Origin of the sequence: Mucilaginibacter sp. RCC_168, assembly GCF_041355315.1 — a bacterium.
Lineage (GTDB): Bacteria > Bacteroidota > Bacteroidia > Sphingobacteriales > Sphingobacteriaceae > Mucilaginibacter.
Window position 1 is genome coordinate 24,114 of the sequence record NZ_JBFUPN010000004.1, and the last position, 21,477, is coordinate 45,590.

Here is a 21,477-nt window from a genome sequence, read left to right on the forward strand (position 1 = left end):
TATGAAAACCAGCTACAAATCAGATTCTTCCAAGGTTGATCCCGTTGCTGTAACAGCATACCGCAGACGACTTACCCCGTCCACGCTTCGCGGGGCGACCTTCTCTTCCGCTTTGCGGCAAAGCGGGTGGAAAAGTTTCTTTTGTCTGGAAAACAAGAAATCCAAAAGTCCTTTGTCTTTTTATCTTTTATTCATCTTTATTAGTTTCGCTTTCGCGTCGTGCCAGTGGGGTGTTCCGTCAAAGCAAAAGGATACCAGTGTAGACACGCTTTCTTACACTTACAAAAACATACATGAGCGGGCGGCTGATTGCGGCGCCAAGCCAGACAGCGCGTGTACAGTGGTAAAAGTTAAATATCCGGTTTTCGCAGGGCAAAAAAAGCTGAACGATTCGGTGATCCGGAAGCTCACCAGTCTGTTTGCAATGGATGGTAAACCGGATAGCAGCATTACCCTGATGACCAAAAACTTTTTGAAAGCTTATGCCGATTTCAAAAAAACGGATCCGCGTACGGAGATGTTTTTTGAGTTGAACAGTTATGCCAAAGTATTGCTGCAAGATTCCAGCTTTACGGCCATTGAAGTTGGCGGTTATACTTACCAGGGCGGCGCTCATGGCGGTTCGGCCACCTTTTTCATCAACTGGGATACCAAAGCTAATAAGAACCTGGTACGGGATGATATTTTTAATGCCGGCTATCAGGACAAGCTGAAAAAAATAGGCGAAGCTATTTTCAGGAAAGACGAAAAGCTGAGCGATACCGCCTCACTGGCCAATAATTATTTTTTCAAGGATGATAAATTCGCCCTTAATGATAATTTTCTGATCACTCCTTTTGGTCTTAAATTCTTTTATAACCAGTACGAGATCAAGCCTTATGCGGCCGGCACTACTACCCTGGTTATCCCCTATTCACAAATAAAATCATTACTACGGCCAAATACGGTTGTGACCAAATACATCAAATAAATGCTTGTTTTTAAATTCGGAGGTGCATCTGTTAAAGATGCCGGTGGCATTATTAACCTGGCCAGCGTTGTTAAAAAATATACGGGGGATCAATTACTCATTGTGGTATCTGCCATGGGCAAAACCACCAACGCGCTGGAAAGCCTTACCCGGGCTTATGTAGATCAATCGGACAATATGCACCTCATATACGAGGGTATTAAACAATACCACTTTGATATCCTGCATGAACTATTTGAGCCTAAGCATCCCGTGTTTGATGAAATAGCCAACACTTTTGTGGAAATTGACTGGATGATCGAAGACGAACCACAGGACGACTATGATTTTATTTACGACCAGATCGTATCCATCGGTGAACTGGTATCGACCCGTATCATCAGCGCATATCTGAACAAGGAAGGCCTCAAAAACCAATGGCTGGATGTACGCGGCTATATCCATACCGATAACACTTACCGCGAAGGCATTGTGCAATGGGATAAAACCCGCGAAAGTATTACCAGGGATATCCCGGCTTTACTGAATAAGGGCATTGTAGTAACCCAGGGCTTTTTGGGCGGCACATCCGAGAATTTTACCACCACGCTGGGGCGTGAGGGATCCGACTATACGGCATCTATTTTCGCGGCCTGTCTCAATGCACAATCGGTAACTACCTGGAAAGATGTACCGGGCATCCTGAACGCCGACCCTAAATTTTTTAAGGATACCGTAAAATTTGATGAGCTTTCCTATTCAGAAGCTATCGAGATGACCTATTACGGAGCAAGCGTTATTCACCCAAAAACCATCAAACCGTTACAAAACGCCCATATCCCCCTGCTGGTTAAACCGTTTACCGATCCTGCAGCTTCGGGTACTGTCATTAAAGAAGATGGTATAAACACCTTTATAAAGCCGGTTATTATTCTGAAACAAAACCAGGTATTGCTTTCGATATCGTCCAAAGACTACTCTTTTATTACAGAAGATCACCTGAGTGATATTTTCGGTTTGTTTGCGCAGAACCAGGTAAAAGTAAATGTAATGCAAACATCAGCCCTGAGTTTTTCGGTTTGTTTTGACTTTTACGAAGAGCGTTTTGACAAGCTGCTCAACAGTTTGCAGCAGGATTTCAAGGTAAAATATAATACCGGCCTAACGCTCATTACTATCAGGCACCATGCCGAGGGTGCCCTCAAAGAGCTCACCGAAGGTAAAACCGTGTTGCTGGAGCAGATAAGCAGGAATACGGCGCAGGTGGTAGTGAAATAGTTAAAATCCACAAAAGCGTCATTGCGAGGCACGAAGCAATCTCTACAAAAGCAGGGCAACTATGCTTGTTTGCTCAGTATAGCATAGAGATTGCTTCGTGCCTCGCAATAACGCTTTTAGCTTTTTAATAGCAAACAAACAACACAAATATGCCTCCTTTTAGCCTCAAACGGCTATATTTGGGCATGGACGCTATGAAGACAGTAAAGGATGCAATAACTATAGGGCTTGGGATATTATCTGCCGGATTTGGGTTAAAGGGCTTTTTATTATCGAGCCATTTTATTGATGGAGGAGCTACCGGTATAGCCATGTTGATATCTGATATTACTCACGCGCCCATCTCTATCCTTATTTTTATTATCAATGTACCGTTCCTTTGGCTGGGTTATAAAAAACTGGGGTTACAATTTGCTATCAAAAGCACCCTGGCCATTGGTTTGCTTGCTATAGTCCTGGCTACTGTTCAATTCCCGGATGTTACGCATGATAAGTTACTTACCGCCGTATTTGGTGGTGTGTTTATAGGTACAGGCAGTGGTTTAGCTATGCGGGGCGGAGCGGTGCTTGATGGTACCGAGATTGCTGCCGTACTGGTGAGTAAAAAAACACAACTGCTTAAAGTAAGCGATTTCATTTTGCTGCTCAACGTACTCATATTTAGCCTGGCCGCATTTCTATTAGGTGTGGAACCCGCCATGTACTCCATACTCACCTACATGGCTGCCGCCAAAATGATCGACTTTATTTTGAATGGTATTGAGCAATACTCAGGTATTACCGTAATATCAACCCATAGCGAAGCCATCCGCAAAGCCATTACCGAAACGCTTGGTCGTGGTGTTACCATTTACCAGGGTAAAAGCGGTTATGGCAAGGATGGGCATATCAACGATCCCCGTGATATTGTTTTTACCGTGGCCACCCGCCTCGAGATCCCATCGCTTAAACAAACCATCCTGGGTATCGATCCCAAAGCCTTTATCGTACAGCAAAGTATTGATGATACTACCGGCGGTCTGCTTAAACGAAAAGGACTGCATTAAAATCTGGAAGCTTAAAGCTGTTTGGATTTGGTTTGAGGTTAAATTGGTGGCATAAATATTTTTTTGTGGATCGCTGTATACCATAAAAATGTGCTTATTTTGCCGGCTTAACCTTATACACAAACATGAAAAAAATCTTTACTACAATTATTATTATCCTTGCTGCTTTTACAACAACTACTTTTGCCCAACAGAAAAAAGGCGACGTTGAATTTGGCGTTCATATCGGCTACAGCGCTTCTGGCGTTAGTAACTCCGACCTGGTTAATTCCAGTATTAGCTCGGCATTTAACGCGGGCATAGCTACCGACTTTTATTTCTCCAGCCGCTGGAGCTTAAAAACCAAACTAATTTTTGACCAAAAAGGCTGGGGCAGTGGCTTTTTTTCTAATGTCGACAACAAAAAATTCATTACTGATTTTCGTTTAAACTACATTACCTTACCCATAATGGCCAACTGGCATTTTGGTAAAAAACGTAACTGGTATCTGAATTTCGGCCCCTACGCCGGGTATCTGGCCGGAGCCAAAGCAACAGATATAAGCGTAGATGTGAAAGACTTTTTTCATAACGTTGACTTTGGATTGGCAGCCGGTATCGGTACCAAAATCCCGTTATCAGATAATGTTAAACTATTATTCGAGTACGACAATCAGGCTGGTTTAACCGATATTTTTAAAGAAAACCCCGGTTCAGCCATCAGAAACAGTCGCGGAAGCCTGAACGTAGGGTTTAGTTTTATACTCAAGTAGGCTAAAATAAGAAGCCCCGGTATACCGGGGCTTCTTATTTTATAGAACGCGTCATTGCGAGGTACGAAGCAATGACGCCTCAGTGTTTAAAGAACGCTTATCTTATGCTTATGCTCGTCGATAGCTACAAAGGTAAATGTACCGGTTATGGCCTTTTCGCGTTCAAAAGAGTACATTTCTTCAATGTAGATCTCTACCTGTACCTTCAGACTGGTATTGCCGATATGTGAAACCGTGCCGATCAGCTCAATGATAGTACCGGCAGGTATGGGTCGGCTAAAATCTATCCGGTCTGATGATACGGTTACCATTCGTTTGCGGGTAAAACGAGTCGCGGTAATAAAAGCTACCTCATCCATCATGTGCATGGCAGTACCGCCAAAAAGCGTATCGTAATGATTGGTTGTATTTGGAAATACAGCTTTAAATATGCGTGTTTCGGATGCTTTGATCCTTTCGTCTGTTGTCATGATTTTTTGTTGTTGAAGTACTTTGCACACATAAAAACGCGTCATTGCAAAAGCCCCCTCTAAATCTCCCCCAAAGGGGGAGACTTCAAAAAAAGCATTTTAAAGCCCTCTCCTTTGGAGAGGGTGGGGTGAGGCTTATACTGCGTTCCTCGCAATGACATGTTTACGTTATTGCGCTTAGTAATTAAAAGGAGAAAATGTGCTTTACGCAGTTCTCAGCTTACCCCATTTCAGCAGGGTGGCGCCCCATGAAAAACCGGCCCCAAAGGCGGTTAGTATCATGTTGTCGTTATGTTTAAAATCGTCTTTAAAATCCCAAAGACAAAGTGGTATGGTGGCAGCGGTTGTATTTCCGTATCGTTCGATATTTACTTTTACACGCTCGGCAGGTAAACCTAAATGATCACCAACGGCATGTATTATCCGGTAATTGGCCTGGTGAGGTATCAGCCAGTTGATATCATCAATGGTCATATCGTTACGTTCCAGTACAGCTTTACAGGTATCTGTCATACCGTTAATGGCGGCTTTAAAAACAACCCGGCCATCCTGGTGTATAAAATGCTTGTTGGCAGCAACACTTTCGGCCGTTGCCGGAACTTTTGAGCCCCCGCCCGGAACCAGTAAATGCTCCCGGCCTTTGCCCTCGGTTTTAAAAACACTGTCAATTAAGCCGGTACCATCTGTAGCAGGTTCAATTAAAACCGCTCCTGCCCCATCACCAAAAAGTATACAGGTGTTCCTGTCCTTATAATTAATAATAGCGCTGTTCTGGTCGGCGCCCACTACGATCACTTTTTTATAACGACCACCTTCAACCAAACTGGATCCTAAGGTATAAGCGTACAGAAACCCACTACATGCCGCGTTAACATCCGTTGCCCAGGCGTTGGGCATGCCCACCTTATCACAAACAATGCTTGCGGTTGATAGCAGCAAATGATCGGGAGTTGATGTAGCGATGATCACACAATCAATTTCCTCTGGAGAAACTTTAGTACTATCAAGTAAATTTTTTATAGCCCAGGTGGCCATATCAGAAGTAGCGAGCGTTTTATCGGTTAAAATTCTGCGTTCCTTTATCCCGGTTCTTGATACTATCCATTCGCTGTTAGTATCAACCATTTTTTCTAAATCGCTATTACTCAGGATACTATCTGGAACATAACCACCAATACCCGTTATAACTGCGCTGCTCTTTAACTTCATAAATACTAAAATTCTTCAAAAAACAGGCAATTATACGGAAATTGCCTGTTTTTGACGTCAGGAAACTGTTGTTTCTACAACTAACTGACGAAGTTGTTTTGCAGCCTGTACCATATTCACCAGCGCGGTTTGTGTTTCGGGCCATTTACGGGTCTTTAAACCACAATCGGGGTTAACCCATAAATTGCCCGCTGGTAACAATGCCGAGGCTTTTTCGAGCAGCGCAGCCATCTCATCAACCGTGGGTACGCGTGGTGAATGAATATCATAAACACCGGGACCAATTTCATTGGGATATTTAAAATCGGCAAAGGCGTTAAGCAGTTCCATTTGCGAGCGTGAAGTCTCTATAGTGATCACATCGGCGTCCATATCGGCGATGTTTCCAATAATGTCATTAAACTCGCTATAACACATGTGGGTATGGATCTGTGTTTCGTCCCTTACGCCGCTGGCCGATATACGGAATGCCCGTACCGCCCAGTTCAGGTAGTTTTCCCAATCTTTTTTGCGCAGCGGCAAACCTTCGCGTATGGCGGGCTCATCTATCTGGATCACCTTAATGCCGGCTTGCTCCAGGGCTACCACTTCATCGCGGATAGCCAGGGCTATCTGGTAAGTGGTTTCGGAACGGGGTTGATCATCACGCACAAACGACCATTGCAGTATCGTAACCGGACCGGTAAGCATACCCTTCATCAGCCTTTCGGTATTGGCCTGTGCAAAGCTGCTCCAACGCACCGTCATATCTGCCGGGCGACTAACATCGCCATAAATAACCGGCGGCTTAACACAGCGGCTTCCATAGCTTTGTACCCAGCCGTTTTTGGTGAACAGGAACCCCTCTAAACGCTCGCCAAAGTATTCTACCATGTCGTTACGTTCAAATTCACCGTGAACCAATACATCAAGGTCAATCTCTTCCTGCCAGCGAATGGCTTCTATGGTGGCCTTTTCTATTTGCTCGTCGTACTCGGCTTCGGTTAGCTCGCCTTTTTTGAGGCGTGCACGCAGCGTGCGGATATCGTTAGTTTGCGGAAACGAGCCTATGGTAGTTGTAGGGTACAGGGGTAGTTTAAAACGCTGCTGTTGTATTTTTTGGCGAACACTGAACTCACTGTCCCGGCGCGCGTCGGCATCAGTGATAGCGGCTGTACGTTGTTTAACCTCCTGCTTATGGATCAGTTTTGACAGGTTACGACTGCTGATAGCCTGAATATTGGCCTGCAGCAAATCGTTATTACCTTCGATGATCTGAGCCAACTCGTTCACCTCGTTCAGCTTCTGTTTGGCAAAGGCCATCCAATTTTTGATCTCGGTGTTGATAGTGGTTTCCAGGTCGAGGTCAAACGGGGTATGCAGCAGGGAGCAGCTTGGCGCTACCATCACCCTGTCCTTACCCAATACCGCAATGGCTTTTTTGATGTGCGATATGGATTTGATGTAATCGTTTTTCCAGATATTGCGGCCATCAATCACACCTAATGACAGGCTCAGTTTTTCGGGAAGCAGGGTAAGTACCTCGTCCAGCTGCTGCGGCGCACGCACCAGGTCGATGTGCAACGCACTTACCGGCAGGTTTACCGCCAGCTGAGTATTATCCTTCAGGCTTTCAAAATAAGTGGTAAGCAATATTTTGATACCGGGAGTATTTTTGCTGATCTCGGCATAGGCATACGCAAAAGCTTCTTTTTCCTGCTGAGTCAAATCAAGGGCAAGGAAAGGCTCATCCAGCTGTACCCAAACCGCGCCGTATTCTTTCAGGCGTTTCAATACTTCGATATAAACTGGTACCAGTTTTTTGATCAGGTCGATCTTGTTAAAACCCGCCTGTTTCTCTTTACCCAATAACAGGTAACTTACCGGACCTATCAGCACCGGCTTGGGTGTGCTGCCAGTATGTTGTTTGGCAAGCGTAAATTCATCAAATACCTTTTCAGAAAACAGCCTGAACTGTTGATTTTGTACAAACTCGGGTACAATGTAGTGATAGTTGGTATCAAACCATTTGGTCATTTCCATGGCGGTTACATCCAGGCCATCTTTTTGATAACCGCGGGCCATGGCAAAATACAGGTCGATCTCGGTATTGGCCTTGTTCTGGGTTAAAACCGGGGTATAACGCTCTGGGATAATACCCAGCATGAGCGAAGTATCCAATACCTGGTCATAAAAGCTAAAATCGTTACAGGGAATAAGGTCGATACCGGCATCAACCTGGGTTTGCCAATGACTGATACGTAGTTTACGGGCAACGGCAAACAGCTCATCACGGGTGGATTGACCGGCCCAGTATACTTCACTGGCCTTTTTGAGTTCACGGAGGGCACCTACACGAGGATACCCGAGATTGTTTTTGAGCATACGCATAAAACTTTTTTGGTTAAACATTAAATGGAATTAATGCTCCTTACGGTTTTCGGTATGCTTTCGGGAAATGGTAATAAAAGGCAAAAGCACAGCCTACAGGCGATGATTGCCCACAGTGCTATTCTTTTTCTTTGACTACTGCTTCAAAACGCGAAAGCATTGTCTTTTATACAGTGGGGCAAGTATCCTGGCTTGTAACATTGCTGCCATCCTTCTCAACCGCCGGCTGGCGGTCAATGGACCTGATAAAGGGCATCAATTTTTTATGGTTACTTACAGTTGCGCGACAGCCCGTGATTTGCACACGGTTCCTTATTAATCCCTGCCCGGTAAAGGCAGGAAACCACACTGCTGAAAAAAAGTAAAGAACTTTATTACAACAAATATAGTTTTTAATGCAACATGATAGTAAAAGTGCACAGGAAATTGCCATAGGATAAGATCGTACGGACAAAGGAAACCTACTTTTCGCTATTCATCTCCTGACTTACTTCCTCCAGACGAAAGTTATCCAGTTTGATCTTATTTTTCACCTTGTCAAACATGGGGTTTGGATATCTTGTAAGTGCAATAATTAAATATTCGCCCAAAGTCTGATACCTGAATTTATCATCAGTTCGCGCTGTTCTTTCAAATAAGGCTAAAGTTTGAGGTGTTGGATATTTAGCCAGTGCCTGATATAGTATGCGCCAAAGTGGATAATCATATGCTTTCAACGCCCATTCCCGTTCAAATATTTGAACCAACCGGGGATAAAATTTAGCGTCTGGAAATTCCCGTACAGCATATACCGCATCGTGCTGCGTTTCTTTTTTCTCTAAATAATCGTTAATGATATTTAAATCATTCGGGTTTTTATACCTGGCTAACGCCACTACGGCAATTGAATTATTCTCGGTAACAGCAATCTCCCCGACACGATCATAGTTTTTTGCCTTAGGTTTTAGATTAGCCAGCAACTCGTTCTTTGCTTGTAAAACCACCTGTTTATCATACAGTAAAATACTATCTAACTTTTCTTTTTGAAGCGTATTCAACTTATACGTTTTTAGGTCGACCTCTGTAGTAGTGACCACATCAATAAAATAATCTCCCGCTTTTTCTGCCCAACCCAAATCAAATGATATACCTTCTACCAGAGCGGTATCCCGTAAATGCGATAATAGGATCGGGAAAACAGCTGTATCTTTTCTTAATGCTAAACCATGAAATGCGTAACATCTGACCACCACATTATTATACTGGGTGAGCGCCCTGAGTTCGACACTCTCAGCAATTTGGTTTAATTTTTCAAAGCGGCTCCATTGTTTTGATTTTTCACCGGCATAGCCGATAAGCTTATCCTCAAACCTTCCAACTTTCGAGATGTCATTAACTATTTTCATCACCACAGGCCGTACAGAGACGGTGTTGGTATAAGGCTGGCCTATAACCTGATCAGCACCAAGCAAAGCCACCAATAAAAAAACAATAGTTACTATTGATATTCGTTTGCTTGCTGATTTTTCAGGTTTCATCTATCGTGACAATTACCTACTAAAATAGTTAAAATACTTTTTATATTGACTGATCTTTATCTGTACAATGCCATCATCAAACGAAAACACTATCCAATTCAAAGTAGCCTACCAGGGTCACATTACCGAGGTACAGACCTACCCTAACCAGTACTATAGCTTGATGACGCTGATCTCTGACCAGCTGGCCATCCCTGGTTTTGGTTTGTGCTGTGGCATGGGGAGCTGTGGCACCTGCCTGGTACAGATCAGCAACGGCTATCATCAGGGCGTTAAAAACGTATTGGCCTGCGCCGTCAGCGTTAATGATGAACTGGCCAACGCGCTTGTTACCATAGCAGGTGTGTTTTAAAGAATTTATCTAAGCTATAAAGAAGTTTGTCGTCCTGAGTATAAGAAAACAAAAAAGCAAGCCATCCTGGCCTGCCTTTCTTTCTTCGTGTCTCATCGGGATAACTCTTACGCCGTCCGCTTAAAACTTTTGATGATTTCGTATAGATATAACGGCACGGCCCATCCCATCCAAAACAGGGAAGGAGAAATTTCTTCAAAACTGCCCAATTGTTTGATCATGGGTAGTTTCAATGTAAGACCTGAGATAACAAAGGCCAGGGTTACAATATAGCTTCTGACCATCCACTCTTGATGGAGCTTAAATTTCTTGATGATCGCGGCATAATAAGCGATCGTGGTTGCGCTGATCCACACGCTTACCCATACTTGTAAAGAAAAAGCATAGGCCCAGTTTATTTGATACGCCGTAGTAAAAGCCAAAATCACCGCACAAATGCTGCTTACCAAAACCGCCAATAAATATAATGTGCCAATTATCCGGTGCAATTGCCAGCTATATGTGCGCAAGTTGGGCCAGAACTGCAGAAAGCCCAGTATAAGCGATCCGCCGCCGGCTGTAATGTGAGCTATCAACACCCATTTTATTTTAAAATATTTACCCAGTGCCTCTGGTGTTAATTGCAAAAAATGATCTGCGCCGTGCATAAACAACCACGTTAGCAATATGATAGTTACCCATACAAGTAGCGGGATGATATCGCGCGGGCTTAGCCTGAAATTGGTAGTTTTTTTTATAATGGTTCTCATTGTTTGTTTACGATTCTTGCGCTTCCTGTTTTTCTACAAAATTCCGGTAAACGAAACAGGCAGACAATAACCGATAAAAGATTCGGTATCCATCAATTTTAATCCGCTTGCTGAATTAATTAACTTTATAAATTAAAAGCAGAAACGATGTACACTAAAAAAATAGAGGAGGATCTGGATTGCGGGCTCCGCATTGGTTTTAAAATATTTGGTGGAAAGTGGAAAATGTGTATTCTTGATGCCATTAACAACGGCTTTACCCGACCCGCGGAAATTTACAGAAGTATGCCCGACGCCACATTAAGGGTTATTGAAATGCAGCTGGCAGAATTGCTGTCCTTTGGTGTTGTTGATAAATATTCCGAAGATGTGTATCCAAAGAAAACCGAATACCGGCTTACCAATCTTGGTAAAAGTATACTCCCCATTTTATCCCAAATTGATAAATGGGGAACAGAACACTCAGCATTCGTAAAAGAAAAGCTTCAGGAATTAGATGAGGTGCAATAATGATTATACTAAGAAACCAGCATCCGCATAACCCGAACAGGCGAATTTATGGCCTGCCGTAATAATAAATTACCGGCAAACATGGTTAACGCGCTGAAACAAGTACATGCCCGTTTGTTATAATACCGGGAACGGTTCTCAAAAGGTTGGAAATTGGTTATTACCTTATGAACGATCATAGGTAAGTAGGTGTTTAGCAAGGCACTATCCTCATAGATTTTACCTATTGATTATAGAATTAATCGATTGTGATTGTTGACTTCAATATCCTAATTTTATCATCGTCAGGAATACCTCTTGAAATTAAATCCGATACCATAAACTTATAAAAATGGAAAACGAATCAAATGACATCAGTAAATGCCCCTTTCATAATGGCAGCATGAAGAATAATGTTGGTGGCGGCGGCACCAGGAACCATAATTGGTGGCCCAATCAGTTAAAACTGAATATCCTCCGTCAGCACTCTTCGTTATCAAACCCCATGGGTGAAGACTTTAATTATGCCGAAGCCTTTAAAAGCCTCGACCTGGAAGCAGTGAAAAAAGACCTTCATGCCCTGATGACCGACTCTCAGGATTGGTGGCCGGCAGATTTTGGTCATTACGGTGGTTTGTTTATCCGTATGGCATGGCACAGTGCCGGAACCTATCGCGTAGGCGACGGGCGCGGAGGCGCGGGCGCTGGTCTGCAGCGTTTTGCACCATTGAACAGCTGGCCCGATAATGTGAGCCTGGATAAAGCCCGCAGGTTGCTTTGGCCTATCAAACAAAAATATGGCCGCAAAATTTCATGGGCCGATCTGTTGATCCTGACTGGCAATATAGCGCTGGAATCAATGGGTTTTAAAACTTTTGGCTTTGCCGGTGGCCGTGAAGACGCCTGGGAGGCTGATGAATCAGTATACTGGGGTGCCGAAACTACCTGGCTGGGTGGCGATCTGCGCTATGCACATGGTTCTCCTGGCGTACAGGAAGGGCATGGCGTATTGGTGACAGACGAGGATGCCGATGGCAATGTCCACTCCCGCAACCTCGAAAAGCCGCTTGCAGCCGTACAGATGGGATTGATCTATGTAAATCCGGAAGGTCCCGATGGTAATCCCGACCCCGTTGCTGCCGCCAAAGACATCCGCGATACCTTTGGTCGCATGGCCATGAATGATGAGGAAACGGTTGCACTGATAGCCGGTGGCCACAGCTTTGGCAAAACCCATGGTGCCGCCTCTGCCGACAATGTAGGCAAAGAGCCGGAAGCCGCAGGCATCGAACAGCAGGGCTTTGGCTGGAGCAATAGCTATGGCTCTGGTAAAGGCGCCGACACCATTACCAGCGGACTGGAAGTAATATGGACCAAAACGCCAACCAAATGGAGCAATGACTTTTTTGAGAACCTGTTTGGCTTTGAATGGCAACTAACAAAAAGCCCAGCCGGCGCGCACCAATGGATAGCTAAAGACGCAGAAGATATTATTCCTGATGCTTATGATAGCACCAAAAAGCACAAACCCGCCATGTTGACTACCGATCTTGCCTTAAGGTTTGATCCCGCTTACGAAAAAATATCAAGGCGTTTTCTGGAAAATCCGGATCAATTTGCCGATGCTTTCGCGCGTGCATGGTACAAGTTAACACATCGTGATATGGGTCCCCGCGAACGTTACCTGGGTCCGGATGTACCACAGGAAGAACTGCTTTGGCAGGATCCTATCCCAGCGGTTGATCACCCATTGGTAACTGATAGTGATGTTACCGTCTTGAAAGCACAGATATTGGCATCGGGCTTAAATATCTCCGAACTGGTTTCTACCGCATGGGCTTCAGCCTCTACTTTCCGTGGTTCTGATAAGCGCGGTGGCGCCAACGGTGCCCGCATCCGCCTGGCTCCGCAAAAATACTGGCAGGTGAACAACCCGGCGCAATTGCAAAATGTATTAGGCGTGCTGGAAGGTATTCAAAAGGAATTTAACGCGGGCGGTAAAAAAGTTTCGCTGGCCGACTTAATCGTACTGGCCGGTAATGCGGGGATTGAAAAAGCAGCTAAAGATGGTGGTCATACCATCACCGTTCCTTTTAAACCGGGCCGTATGGATGCTTCGCAGGAACAAACCGATGTAGAATCGTTCGGTTACCTGGAGCCTGCTGCCGATGGTTTCCGCAATTATCGTAAAACCAAAGCCCCGGTATCAACCGAAGAATTACTGATAGATAAAGCGCACCTGCTTACGCTTACCGCACCCGAGTTAACCGTATTATTAGGTGGCTTGCGTGTATTGAATATTAACTTTGATGGCTCTAAACATGGCGTTTTTACCTCACGTGCAGGGCAGCTTACCAATGATTTCTTTGTAAACCTGCTGGATATGGGCACCGTATGGAAGGCTGCATCTGCAGATAAGGAAATTTATGAAGGCAGCAACCGCGCCACCGGCGAAGTAAAATGGACTGCCACCCGTGCCGACCTGGTATTTGGCTCCAACTCAGAACTGAGAGCCGTTGCCGAGTTATATGCCAGCTCCGACGCTCAGGATAAATTTATAAATGACTTTGTAGCCGCCTGGGATAAAGTAATGAATTTAGACAGGTTTTAACCTGATCACTTCTTAGAGATGGCTTTATGGGCATTGCTTACAACTGAATAAAGTTGTGGGCGGTGCCCTTTGTTGTAAATAGAGGTCTGTAGGTATAAGATACAGCAGAAAGAGCAACAGTAAGAATCAGAGAATAAACTTTTGTGCCCATGTACATGCTATTTACGCATATACATGGGCAGGTTTTAAATTAGCCCTTTTTAAAATATCTGCTTTTAATAAAGGACGTGAACAGGATACCTGCCACACTACAGGTAACCAGAAGATAAACGATCAGGATGTGTTTCGGCATTTGGGTTTATAATTTTCATAAATGTAACGGGTATAATACAATAGATGCAAGTGTTTTGAAAAATAATCTTTTAACCCGATGGGATAAAAAGTCAGCTAAATGTCATTTGCCAGTCTGTTTAATGTCATTATTGTCGATCATTACTACCGCTATTCGTTGTATTTATACATGTTTCATTTTATAATTGTAAAATTATAAGCTATCATGAAAAATTACATCGTATTGTTCAGGGAACCGGATGGCCGTGTTGATGAACATCCGGCCGAAGCCATTAAACAACACCAGGAAAACTGGGCTGCCTGGTTCAAACAATGGGGTGCGGCGGGCAAACTGGCCGGCGGCAGCGGGTTAACCCTGGAAGGCCGCATCATTAAAGAAAATGGCAGCATTGTAACAGATATTCACCGGGTGGGTACCGAAATAATAGGCGGCTACCTGCTGCTCAAAGCAGACAATATAGATGAGGCTACGCAGATAGCCGCCTCCTGCCCTATTTATGAGTTTGGCGGCTATGCCGAAGTACGGGAATTGCAAAATCAATCGTAACGTAAAGTCATGCCACAGAGCCGACTCACCGATCTGCGCTTCGCTGGACCACCCTCTCTGCGGCTTTGCCGCAAAGAGGGTAAAGAAAAAAAGAATTAAAACCCCCTCTATGCGCGAAGCGGAGAGAGGGGTGACGAGCGCAGCGATGTCGGGGTGAGTCGACATGGCCTTTCATGGGGCATTACCCGCTATTGAGCGTTGCCCCGTTTCTTTTCTTTGAAATGTTTAACTTTGGATATGCCAACGTCTGAGTTAACCCAAAACAATTTTTATAATCACGACACCATCACCAGCGAAGCTGTTCAGTTTAGGGTTGCAGAAATTTGCCAATCCAGCTGCGATCTGAGCGCCTATAACCGTCGCGATTTTTACAAGATTACCCTGTGGCTGGGCGGCAGCAGTCAATTGAACTATGCCAACAGAGCTATCGTCATCGATAAACCCGTCCTGGTGTTTACCAATCCGCTGGTACCTTATGCCTGGGACTGCGACCATGCACACAGTACCGGATATTTCTGTCTTTTTACGGATGAGTTTTTACAAACCGGCAATCGCACAGAAAGCCTGGAAGAATCAACCCTGTTTAAACCCGGTGGCGACCCGGTATATTTCCTTGATGAAACCCAGGTACAGTACCTCCAAAGTATCTTTCAACGCATGCTGCAGGAATTTGACAGTGAGTATACTTACCGGTATGAGCTGCTGCGCAATCACCTCAACCTCATTATTCACGAAGCGATTAAAATGCAGCCGGCCATAGCCTATTTTACACCACAAAACGCCGCGTCGCGCATAGCCAACCTGTTTTTGGGTTTGCTCGAAAAACAATTCCCGGTGGAGTCGCCCAGGTATATGCTGGCGTTAAAAAAAGCAGGGGACTATGCCGATAAGCTATCTGTACATGTAAACCATTTAAATGCAGCAGTACGGGAAATAACCGGCCGGTCGACCACCGCGCATATTAACGACAGGATTTTGAACGAGGCCAAATCATTATTAACGCATACCGACTGGAGCGTTGCCGACATCGCGCGCAGCCTGGGATTTGATTACGCATCTTATTTTAATAATTTTTTTAAAAAACATACCGGACTCACGCCTATGGCTTTGCGCAAAACTCTTTGAAAAGTATAATTATTACTTTGAAACCTTTAACAAGCGTTCAGGGCTTCCGTTTTAACTTTGTTTAACGAAAACATAAAAGCAACATATTATGATACAAGCAAAAGCGTATGCCGCTCAAACGCCGGAAACTGACCTGGCGCCATGGGATTTTGAACGCCGTGAAGTAGGGCCGCATGATGTACAGATAGAAATACAATATTGCGGTGTATGTCACTCCGATCTGCACCAGATCAAAAACGATTGGTTTCCGGGGATATTCCCGATGGTGCCGGGCCACGAAATTGTGGGCAAAGTGGTTAAAGTAGGCGATCACGTTAAAAAATTCAAAGTAGATGATCTTGCCGGTGTTGGCTGTATGGTTGACTCCTGCCAGGTTTGCGAAAATTGTAAAGACGGCTTGGAACAATATTGTTTAGAAGGCAATACCCAAACCTATAACAACAAAGACCGCAGCGGCATACCTACCTATGGCGGTTACTCCAACACCATTGTGGTTCGGGAAGAATTTGTACTGCACATTTCTGATAAATTACCGCTGGCAGCAACTGCGCCCCTGCTTTGCGCCGGTATTACTACTTACTCGCCATTACGCCACTGGAAAGTGGGCAAAGGTCATAAATTAGCCGTTTTAGGTTTAGGGGGCCTGGGCCACATGGGCGTTAAATTTGGCGCGGCTTTTGGTGCCGAAGTAACCGTACTGAGCACATCACCATCAAAAGAAGCAGAAGCTAAAGCGTTGGGCGCACACCATTTTGTGGTTACTTCTAATCCTGAGCAATTAAAAGCAGTAAAAGGATCTTTTGATTTTATCCTGGATACCGTTTCGGCAGAGCATGATATGAACCTGTACCTGTCGTTATTAAGAACAAACGGCACATTGATTGGCGTAGGTGTACCATCGCAACCTTACTCCATTCACCCATTCTCATTACTGGCTGGTCGTAAAAGCATGGCAGGTTCCGGTATCGGCGGTATCCCCGAAACTCAGGAAATGCTTGATTTCTGCGCCGAACATAATATCGTTTCTGACATTGAACTGATCGATATCAAAGACATCACCGCGTCATACGAGCGCATGCTGAAAGGCGACGTACGTTACCGCTTTGTGATTGATATGGCAACCTTGTAATTAGTGAATTATTGATTTAGTGAATTATTGAATTTCTTTCAACGTCGGCAGGTAAACATTTTAATTATTGATTCATTGATTAAAACATAGGGTAACACCGTAATTGATTAACTATTAACTAAACTAAAACAAAAAGCGCCTTTCTGGTTTTCCAGGGGCGCTTTTTTAATTAGTGAATTACTGATTTAGTGAATTAGTGATTAAACAATACGTTCTTCTTCTCCGTCAGCAGATAAGCTTCGGGTGAAAGCGGGCAGAACGATGATGGGTGGTGCGGCAGGGAAGGGCATAGCAAGTTTTGCAGAAGAGGCGGAATTGAGGGTGCGAAGCAGGGCAAATAATTGCAGCCCGTGGTTCTGTCCGGTTTGCAGGGTAAAGGCCTTGTGCGGCAACGAAGCATTTCTGGTGACAAGCCCTTTGGTTACTTTGTGGCTACAAAGTAACTGGCCCCCCGCGGCCAAGAGCGGGTATTCGCAAGGTAAAGCGACTCTGTGCTATCATCTCCCACAAAAAGAAAATTTTCGCATAAATATCTGATAAAGAATATATTTATATTTGCATATCACCTGCTTGAAACCATAATGAACTACCGTCAGTTATCACCGCCTGACTATCTAAAAAATCACATCCGCTTTTTCTGGACACTGGAAAGCGATGATTCCGCTGTGTTTACACGTTCCTTCAGAACCATGGCCGAAGGCTGTCCGGGCCTGATCTTTCAGTCGCCGGATAAAGGACCTATGTACCAGTTTGATAAAAAGCTGCCCCATATTTTCATCTACGGGCAATCAACCCGCCACGCCGACATTCAGTTTGGCACCGTTTTCAGTACCATTGGCGTTTGTTTTTTTCCCAACGCGCTCAAAGCCATATTCGGGTTTGATGCCAATGAACTCACCGACGATTGTACCTGCCTTGACCTGATAGCCCGCTCTGACGGCGTTTTACTATCGGAGCAGCTACTGGAGACTGATTCGCTGGCCGATCGTATAGAAGTATTGTGCGCCTATCTGTTTTTTAAGCTGCAAAGAAATACCCGGTATGAAGATGAGGCCATGCAATTTGCCATAACACGTATTGTACAATCAAAAGGAAATATCTCCCTCAAAGAGTTGCAGGATTATTTGCAGCTTTCGGAACGGAGTTTTGAACGCAGGTTTAAGCAATATGTAGGTATCTCACCTAAATTGTATTCCCGGATCTCCCGGTTCCAGGCTGTGCTCAACCAGATCCGCCTTGGCCAGCATAACCGCCTTACCGACCTGGCTTATGAGAACGACTATGCCGATCAATCGCACTTTATACGCTCATTTAAAGAATTTGCCGGCTGTTCGCCCCTGCAATACCAAAAGCAATCCATGCGGCAGGTGGAGAATTTTTATGAGAAAGTAGTGTAAAAATGCTGCTATTTTTTGCGCGCGTCTCATGCAAACCAATCTTTATTGAAACGAGATTTTACGGATCATGTTATTTCCGCTATCTGCCACATAAATATTCCCGTCTTTATCTGTAACAATTGCTGTTGGAATATTAAAATTTGCTATTGCGGCCGGACCGTCACTTGCACCGGGAGCTTCATTACCGGCAAAGTCAGTAACAACGCCAGTAGGGTCAATTTTCCTGATCATGTTGGCATCTATAACATATTTGCTATCATTTAAGTCAACCGCTATTTCGCGAGGTAATATAAAACTCGCTTTACTCCCCAATCCGTTCACATGCGAAGAAACTCCGTTTCCGGCAATGGTACTCACCACTGCTGATGGAGTGATCATCTTGATCTCGTAATCTGATTGGATGATGGTAACATATAAATTATAATTCTTATCAAAGTCCAGCGCGGTTACAAAATGAACATTTGGCGTGGTAGCTATTATTGAAAATGTACTTACAATACCACCTGGCGTTATTTTTCTCACCGCATAGTTAGCCAAATCAGCAACATATATATTCCCTTTGTCATCAACAGCAACATCACTTACCCCATCAAAGGTCGCCTTGGCAACCGGCCCATTAATAAATCCGTTAGTTCTAACAATACCAGCCAATGTAGTTACGTTATTTGCAGGGTCAATTTTACGGACGATGTTGTTCCCATAATCGCCAATATACAGGTTACCAGTATTATCAACCGCTACGCTGCCAGGATTAAAAAAACTGGCAACATTTCCTTTTCCATCAGCAGAGCCACTTATTCCGGTACCGGCAATAGTAGTTACTTTTCCATCCGGGGTAATTTTTCTAATAGCCTGATTAAACTCGTCGGCTACAAACAAAGTCCCGCTTGCATCCACAGCTATACCGGTTGGCGCATTAAAACTGGCGGCCGCGCCTATACCATCTTTAAACCCTTTTACAGTACTACCGGCAACGGTGCTAACAATCCACGAAGCCTGGTAGGTAAATACCGGACCTTTTATTTCAGTTCCGTTATTCACTTTTAAGCTCACACTTCCGGTACCGGCAGCCAATGGAACAGCAACCGTTAATTGTGTAGCCGTGGCCGAATTGATAACAGCCAATTTCCCATTAAAAAACACCTGATCGTTCGCCGCTGTAGTACTAAACCCGGTACCCATTATAATTACTGTAGTATTGTAAATACCTGTATTTACACTCAATGAAGTGATGGTTACCTTTGGGGTATCGGAAGGTGTTGGTTTGGAGTTGTTATCTTTTTTTGAACAAGCGACTATAACACAAAGCATTAAAGCCAAAGCTGCAACAACAGCCGAAAATCTTTTAGGAAAAGTTTTCATTAACGATAAGGTTTATCTGAAAATTGATTAACTAAAGTTATATAATATTTTCTGATTTTATACCTATTGATTTTCTGCAGAAAGCATGTGCGAGAAGTCTGGCAATAATCTGTTTTTTTGAACCTCTATATTACTTCGCCTGCCCATAATAAGCTTTTACCAGTGTAGCTTTACCATAGCTGTCCAAAACGGCTACATCGGCTACCATAGCTCCTGTTTCCCGTTTGTAAATAATGGTGATGCCATCCGTTCCGCTCAATACGTCAATAAGCTCAAAATACAGGTTTGGGGCCAGTTCCAGGCCTTTTAAAAAATGTGCTCTTAGATTTTCTTTCCCGCTAATCTTTCCATCAGCAATGCCCCAGCGTTTGGTAACGGTGAGTGAATAAAATACAATATCATTGGTGTAGTGCGTCATGATCCGGTCAATGTCCCGTTTATTCCAGGCATCTATCCAATCCAGCGCTATGGCTTGCGTATCCATTTGGTTTATTTATGATATATAAATATACGGTTTTAGTTATTCAAAGAATACTTTCCTCAACCTCCTTTGGCGACTGGTTGGTCTTAATCCTGCCGTCGTTTATTTTAAAGATCAAGCCGGCAAATAAAATACATACCCCTATGATACCCAATGCCACCGGCAGGGTAAGCAGTTGTGCTATAAAACCGATGAGTGCCGGGCCGGCCAGTATACCCGCATAAGCCATAGAAGTAACCACCGGCAATGCATAAGCCGGTGAAAGCCCAGGCATATTACCTGCCGTTGAAAATAGAATGGGGATGATGTTGGCACAACCCAGGCCTACCATCAGGAAACCCACCAGGGCCAAACTCACATACGGAAAACAAACAGCGATGATCAATCCCGCCGAAGCGATGATGCTGCCCCATATCACCACCTTCAATCGCCCTACGGCGGCGATAACACTGTCGCCTGTTAAACGCATAATGGCCATGGCTACCGAGAACATGGCATAACCTACGCCCGCAAATTCGATACTTAAATGCCGGTTTGCGGTCAAAAAAACGGCGCTCCAATCGAGCATAGCTCCTTCGGCCAGGGCCGATATAAAGCAGATAGCACCCAGGATCAGTAAAGCGGCCGATGGCAGCGTAAAACCTTTGCGGGCTTTCTCCGGTGTTTTTGCCGGATCATCACTCATTAAGCTGGAGAACTGTGAATAAGTAATGAGCACCAGCAAAATAGATATAAAGATGATGGTGGTCATGGCATCCAGGCCCGCTTTAAGCAGTAAGCCAAAACCCAGCGAGCCAACCAAACCACCTATACTATATAAACCATGAAATGACGACATGATATGTTTTCCGTATGATTGCTGCACTTTGATGGCTTGCGTGTTCATGGCCACGTTAATACCCCCGGTTGATGCCCCGAAGATGAGCAGGCATATACTCATTTGATAGGTATGATCCAGGATCAACAACAAAGGCAATATGGCCGCGATCAAAGTGCCCGAAACCACGATAACCCGTTTACTCCCGAAGAGGGTAACCAGTTTGCCAGTAAGCGGCATGGTGATCATGGCGCCTACGCCAAAAAACAAGAGTAAAAGCCCCAGGCTACCATTATCCAGCCCGAGTCTGGTTTTAGCTAATGGTACCAGCGGCGCCCAGCTGGCTACACCTAAACCGCAAACTAAAAACATTAACGAATTAGCTATTCTGGCTTTTCTAAGATTGCTCATCATTCAAATTTTTAAAGGTGATTGATTTAACACTGCAATATTATGCAATTAAAAGCAAATAATTGCATTTAATGTGCAATATTTTGCAATTATTTTAAAAAAGCAACTTAGTTACTACAAGCCCG

General features: G+C 44.3%; 20 protein-coding genes and 1 riboswitch. Of the genes, 11 read left to right on the forward strand and 9 right to left on the reverse strand.

Features of this window, described 5'->3' with window-relative positions; all coding sequences use genetic code 11:
* The first annotated feature begins 1 nt into the window (after position 1).
* From AB6735_RS04265 to AB6735_RS04280, 4 genes are all read left to right on the forward strand, one after another.
* Complete coding sequence (locus AB6735_RS04265; protein ID WP_370994603.1) at positions 2 to 970, forward strand: DUF3298 domain-containing protein; 969 nt, start codon at positions 2 to 4, stop codon at positions 968 to 970.
* The gene (locus tag AB6735_RS04270; RefSeq protein WP_370994604.1) at positions 971 to 2,227 is read left to right on the forward strand and encodes an aspartate kinase; all 1,257 of its coding nucleotides are present in this window, start codon (positions 971 to 973) and stop codon (positions 2,225 to 2,227) included.
* A 149-nt stretch (positions 2,228 to 2,376) separates the two neighbouring features.
* Positions 2,377 to 3,273, forward strand: coding sequence for a YitT family protein (locus AB6735_RS04275; protein WP_370994605.1), 897 nt, complete (start codon positions 2,377 to 2,379; stop codon positions 3,271 to 3,273).
* 125 nt (positions 3,274 to 3,398) lie between these two features.
* Complete coding sequence (locus AB6735_RS04280; protein WP_370994606.1) at positions 3,399 to 4,025, forward strand: porin family protein; 627 nt, start codon at positions 3,399 to 3,401, stop codon at positions 4,023 to 4,025.
* 86 nt (positions 4,026 to 4,111) lie between these two features.
* Here AB6735_RS04280 and AB6735_RS04285 read toward each other — a convergent pair whose 3' ends face one another.
* The 4 genes from AB6735_RS04285 to AB6735_RS04300 all read right to left on the reverse strand — a co-directional run bounded on the left by AB6735_RS04285 (position 4,112) and on the right by AB6735_RS04300 (position 9,591).
* Positions 4,112 to 4,495 (reverse strand): acyl-CoA thioesterase, encoded by a 384-nt coding sequence (locus AB6735_RS04285; RefSeq protein ID WP_370994607.1) that lies wholly within the window; start codon positions 4,493 to 4,495, stop codon positions 4,112 to 4,114.
* A gap of 204 nt (positions 4,496 to 4,699) precedes the next feature.
* Entirely contained in the window at positions 4,700 to 5,704 is a 1,005-nt protein-coding gene (locus tag AB6735_RS04290; protein WP_370994608.1) for a beta-ketoacyl-ACP synthase III, read from the reverse strand.
* 57 nt (positions 5,705 to 5,761) lie between these two features.
* On the reverse strand, positions 5,762 to 8,068 hold the full coding sequence (gene metE, locus AB6735_RS04295) for a 5-methyltetrahydropteroyltriglutamate--homocysteine S-methyltransferase (RefSeq protein WP_370994813.1): 2,307 nt from the start codon (positions 8,066 to 8,068) through the stop codon (positions 5,762 to 5,764).
* Positions 8,069 to 8,233: 165 nt separating this feature from the next.
* Positions 8,234 to 8,437, reverse strand: a riboswitch (cobalamin riboswitch).
* Between the two features lie 98 nt (positions 8,438 to 8,535).
* On the reverse strand, positions 8,536 to 9,591 hold the full coding sequence (locus tag AB6735_RS04300; RefSeq protein WP_370994609.1) for a hypothetical protein: 1,056 nt from the start codon (positions 9,589 to 9,591) through the stop codon (positions 8,536 to 8,538).
* Between the two features lie 67 nt (positions 9,592 to 9,658).
* On the opposite strand from AB6735_RS04300, the gene AB6735_RS04305 reads away from it, so the two are divergent.
* On the forward strand, positions 9,659 to 9,943 hold the full coding sequence (locus AB6735_RS04305) for a 2Fe-2S iron-sulfur cluster-binding protein (protein ID WP_370994610.1): 285 nt from the start codon (positions 9,659 to 9,661) through the stop codon (positions 9,941 to 9,943).
* 107 nt (positions 9,944 to 10,050) lie between these two features.
* On the opposite strand, the gene AB6735_RS04310 is transcribed toward AB6735_RS04305, so the two are convergent.
* Positions 10,051 to 10,692, reverse strand: a complete 642-nt coding sequence (locus tag AB6735_RS04310) for a DUF2306 domain-containing protein (RefSeq protein WP_370994611.1) — start codon at positions 10,690 to 10,692, stop codon at positions 10,051 to 10,053.
* Positions 10,693 to 10,839: 147 nt separating this feature from the next.
* On the opposite strand from AB6735_RS04310, the gene AB6735_RS04315 reads away from it, so the two are divergent.
* Positions 10,840 to 11,202: a winged helix-turn-helix transcriptional regulator gene (locus AB6735_RS04315; protein ID WP_370994612.1), complete on the forward strand. Its 363-nt coding sequence runs from the start codon at positions 10,840 to 10,842 to the stop codon at positions 11,200 to 11,202.
* An 8-nt stretch (positions 11,203 to 11,210) separates the two neighbouring features.
* Here AB6735_RS04315 and AB6735_RS04320 read toward each other — a convergent pair whose 3' ends face one another.
* On the reverse strand, positions 11,211 to 11,381 hold the full coding sequence (locus AB6735_RS04320) for a hypothetical protein (protein WP_370994613.1): 171 nt from the start codon (positions 11,379 to 11,381) through the stop codon (positions 11,211 to 11,213).
* Between the two features lie 152 nt (positions 11,382 to 11,533).
* On the opposite strand from AB6735_RS04320, the gene katG reads away from it, so the two are divergent.
* The 5 genes from katG to AB6735_RS04345 all read left to right on the forward strand — a co-directional run bounded on the left by katG (position 11,534) and on the right by AB6735_RS04345 (position 18,281).
* On the forward strand, positions 11,534 to 13,792 hold the full coding sequence (katG, locus tag AB6735_RS04325; RefSeq protein ID WP_370994614.1) for a catalase/peroxidase HPI: 2,259 nt from the start codon (positions 11,534 to 11,536) through the stop codon (positions 13,790 to 13,792).
* 496 nt (positions 13,793 to 14,288) lie between these two features.
* Positions 14,289 to 14,630: a YciI family protein gene (locus AB6735_RS04330; RefSeq protein WP_370994615.1), complete on the forward strand. Its 342-nt coding sequence runs from the start codon at positions 14,289 to 14,291 to the stop codon at positions 14,628 to 14,630.
* A 237-nt stretch (positions 14,631 to 14,867) separates the two neighbouring features.
* Positions 14,868 to 15,755 (forward strand): helix-turn-helix domain-containing protein, encoded by an 888-nt coding sequence (locus tag AB6735_RS04335; protein ID WP_370994616.1) that lies wholly within the window; start codon positions 14,868 to 14,870, stop codon positions 15,753 to 15,755.
* Between the two features lie 88 nt (positions 15,756 to 15,843).
* Positions 15,844 to 16,884, forward strand: a complete 1,041-nt coding sequence (locus AB6735_RS04340; RefSeq protein ID WP_370994617.1) for an NAD(P)-dependent alcohol dehydrogenase — start codon at positions 15,844 to 15,846, stop codon at positions 16,882 to 16,884.
* A 581-nt stretch (positions 16,885 to 17,465) separates the two neighbouring features.
* A complete protein-coding gene (locus AB6735_RS04345; protein WP_370994618.1) occupies positions 17,466 to 18,281 on the forward strand; it encodes a DUF6597 domain-containing transcriptional factor in 816 nt (271 codons plus the stop codon).
* Positions 18,282 to 18,323: 42 nt separating this feature from the next.
* On the opposite strand, the gene AB6735_RS04350 is transcribed toward AB6735_RS04345, so the two are convergent.
* From AB6735_RS04350 to AB6735_RS04360, 3 genes are all read right to left on the reverse strand, one after another.
* The gene (locus AB6735_RS04350; protein WP_370994619.1) at positions 18,324 to 19,643 is read right to left on the reverse strand and encodes an IPT/TIG domain-containing protein; all 1,320 of its coding nucleotides are present in this window, start codon (positions 19,641 to 19,643) and stop codon (positions 18,324 to 18,326) included.
* Between the two features lie 130 nt (positions 19,644 to 19,773).
* The gene (locus AB6735_RS04355) at positions 19,774 to 20,127 is read right to left on the reverse strand and encodes a nuclear transport factor 2 family protein (RefSeq protein WP_370994620.1); all 354 of its coding nucleotides are present in this window, start codon (positions 20,125 to 20,127) and stop codon (positions 19,774 to 19,776) included.
* Between the two features lie 40 nt (positions 20,128 to 20,167).
* Positions 20,168 to 21,352: an MFS transporter gene (locus AB6735_RS04360; protein WP_370994621.1), complete on the reverse strand. Its 1,185-nt coding sequence runs from the start codon at positions 21,350 to 21,352 to the stop codon at positions 20,168 to 20,170.
* Positions 21,353 to 21,477 lie beyond the last annotated feature (125 nt).

Excerpts from the sequence above, each read along its gene's own strand:
- AB6735_RS04265 (WP_370994603.1), top strand. The coding sequence starts at position 2 with ATGAAAACCAGCTACAAATCAGATTCTTCCAAGGTTGATCCCGTTGCT.
- AB6735_RS04270 (WP_370994604.1), top strand. The coding sequence starts at position 971 with ATGCTTGTTTTTAAATTCGGAGGTGCATCTGTTAAAGATGCCGGTGGC.
- AB6735_RS04275 (WP_370994605.1), top strand. The coding sequence starts at position 2,377 with ATGCCTCCTTTTAGCCTCAAACGGCTATATTTGGGCATGGACGCTATG.
- AB6735_RS04280 (WP_370994606.1), top strand. The coding sequence starts at position 3,399 with ATGAAAAAAATCTTTACTACAATTATTATTATCCTTGCTGCTTTTACA.
- AB6735_RS04285 (WP_370994607.1), bottom strand. The coding sequence starts at position 4,495 with ATGACAACAGACGAAAGGATCAAAGCATCCGAAACACGCATATTTAAA.
- AB6735_RS04290 (WP_370994608.1), bottom strand. The coding sequence starts at position 5,704 with ATGAAGTTAAAGAGCAGCGCAGTTATAACGGGTATTGGTGGTTATGTT.
- metE (WP_370994813.1), bottom strand. The coding sequence starts at position 8,068 with ATGCTCAAAAACAATCTCGGGTATCCTCGTGTAGGTGCCCTCCGTGAA.
- AB6735_RS04300 (WP_370994609.1), bottom strand. The coding sequence starts at position 9,591 with ATGAAACCTGAAAAATCAGCAAGCAAACGAATATCAATAGTAACTATT.
- AB6735_RS04305 (WP_370994610.1), top strand. The coding sequence starts at position 9,659 with ATGCCATCATCAAACGAAAACACTATCCAATTCAAAGTAGCCTACCAG.
- AB6735_RS04310 (WP_370994611.1), bottom strand. The coding sequence starts at position 10,692 with ATGAGAACCATTATAAAAAAAACTACCAATTTCAGGCTAAGCCCGCGC.
- AB6735_RS04315 (WP_370994612.1), top strand. The coding sequence starts at position 10,840 with ATGTACACTAAAAAAATAGAGGAGGATCTGGATTGCGGGCTCCGCATT.
- AB6735_RS04320 (WP_370994613.1), bottom strand. The coding sequence starts at position 11,381 with ATGATCGTTCATAAGGTAATAACCAATTTCCAACCTTTTGAGAACCGT.
- katG (WP_370994614.1), top strand. The coding sequence starts at position 11,534 with ATGGAAAACGAATCAAATGACATCAGTAAATGCCCCTTTCATAATGGC.
- AB6735_RS04330 (WP_370994615.1), top strand. The coding sequence starts at position 14,289 with ATGAAAAATTACATCGTATTGTTCAGGGAACCGGATGGCCGTGTTGAT.
- AB6735_RS04335 (WP_370994616.1), top strand. The coding sequence starts at position 14,868 with ATGCCAACGTCTGAGTTAACCCAAAACAATTTTTATAATCACGACACC.
- AB6735_RS04340 (WP_370994617.1), top strand. The coding sequence starts at position 15,844 with ATGATACAAGCAAAAGCGTATGCCGCTCAAACGCCGGAAACTGACCTG.
- AB6735_RS04345 (WP_370994618.1), top strand. The coding sequence starts at position 17,466 with ATGAACTACCGTCAGTTATCACCGCCTGACTATCTAAAAAATCACATC.
- AB6735_RS04350 (WP_370994619.1), bottom strand. The coding sequence starts at position 19,643 with ATGAAAACTTTTCCTAAAAGATTTTCGGCTGTTGTTGCAGCTTTGGCT.
- AB6735_RS04355 (WP_370994620.1), bottom strand. The coding sequence starts at position 20,127 with ATGGATACGCAAGCCATAGCGCTGGATTGGATAGATGCCTGGAATAAA.
- AB6735_RS04360 (WP_370994621.1), bottom strand. The coding sequence starts at position 21,352 with ATGAGCAATCTTAGAAAAGCCAGAATAGCTAATTCGTTAATGTTTTTA.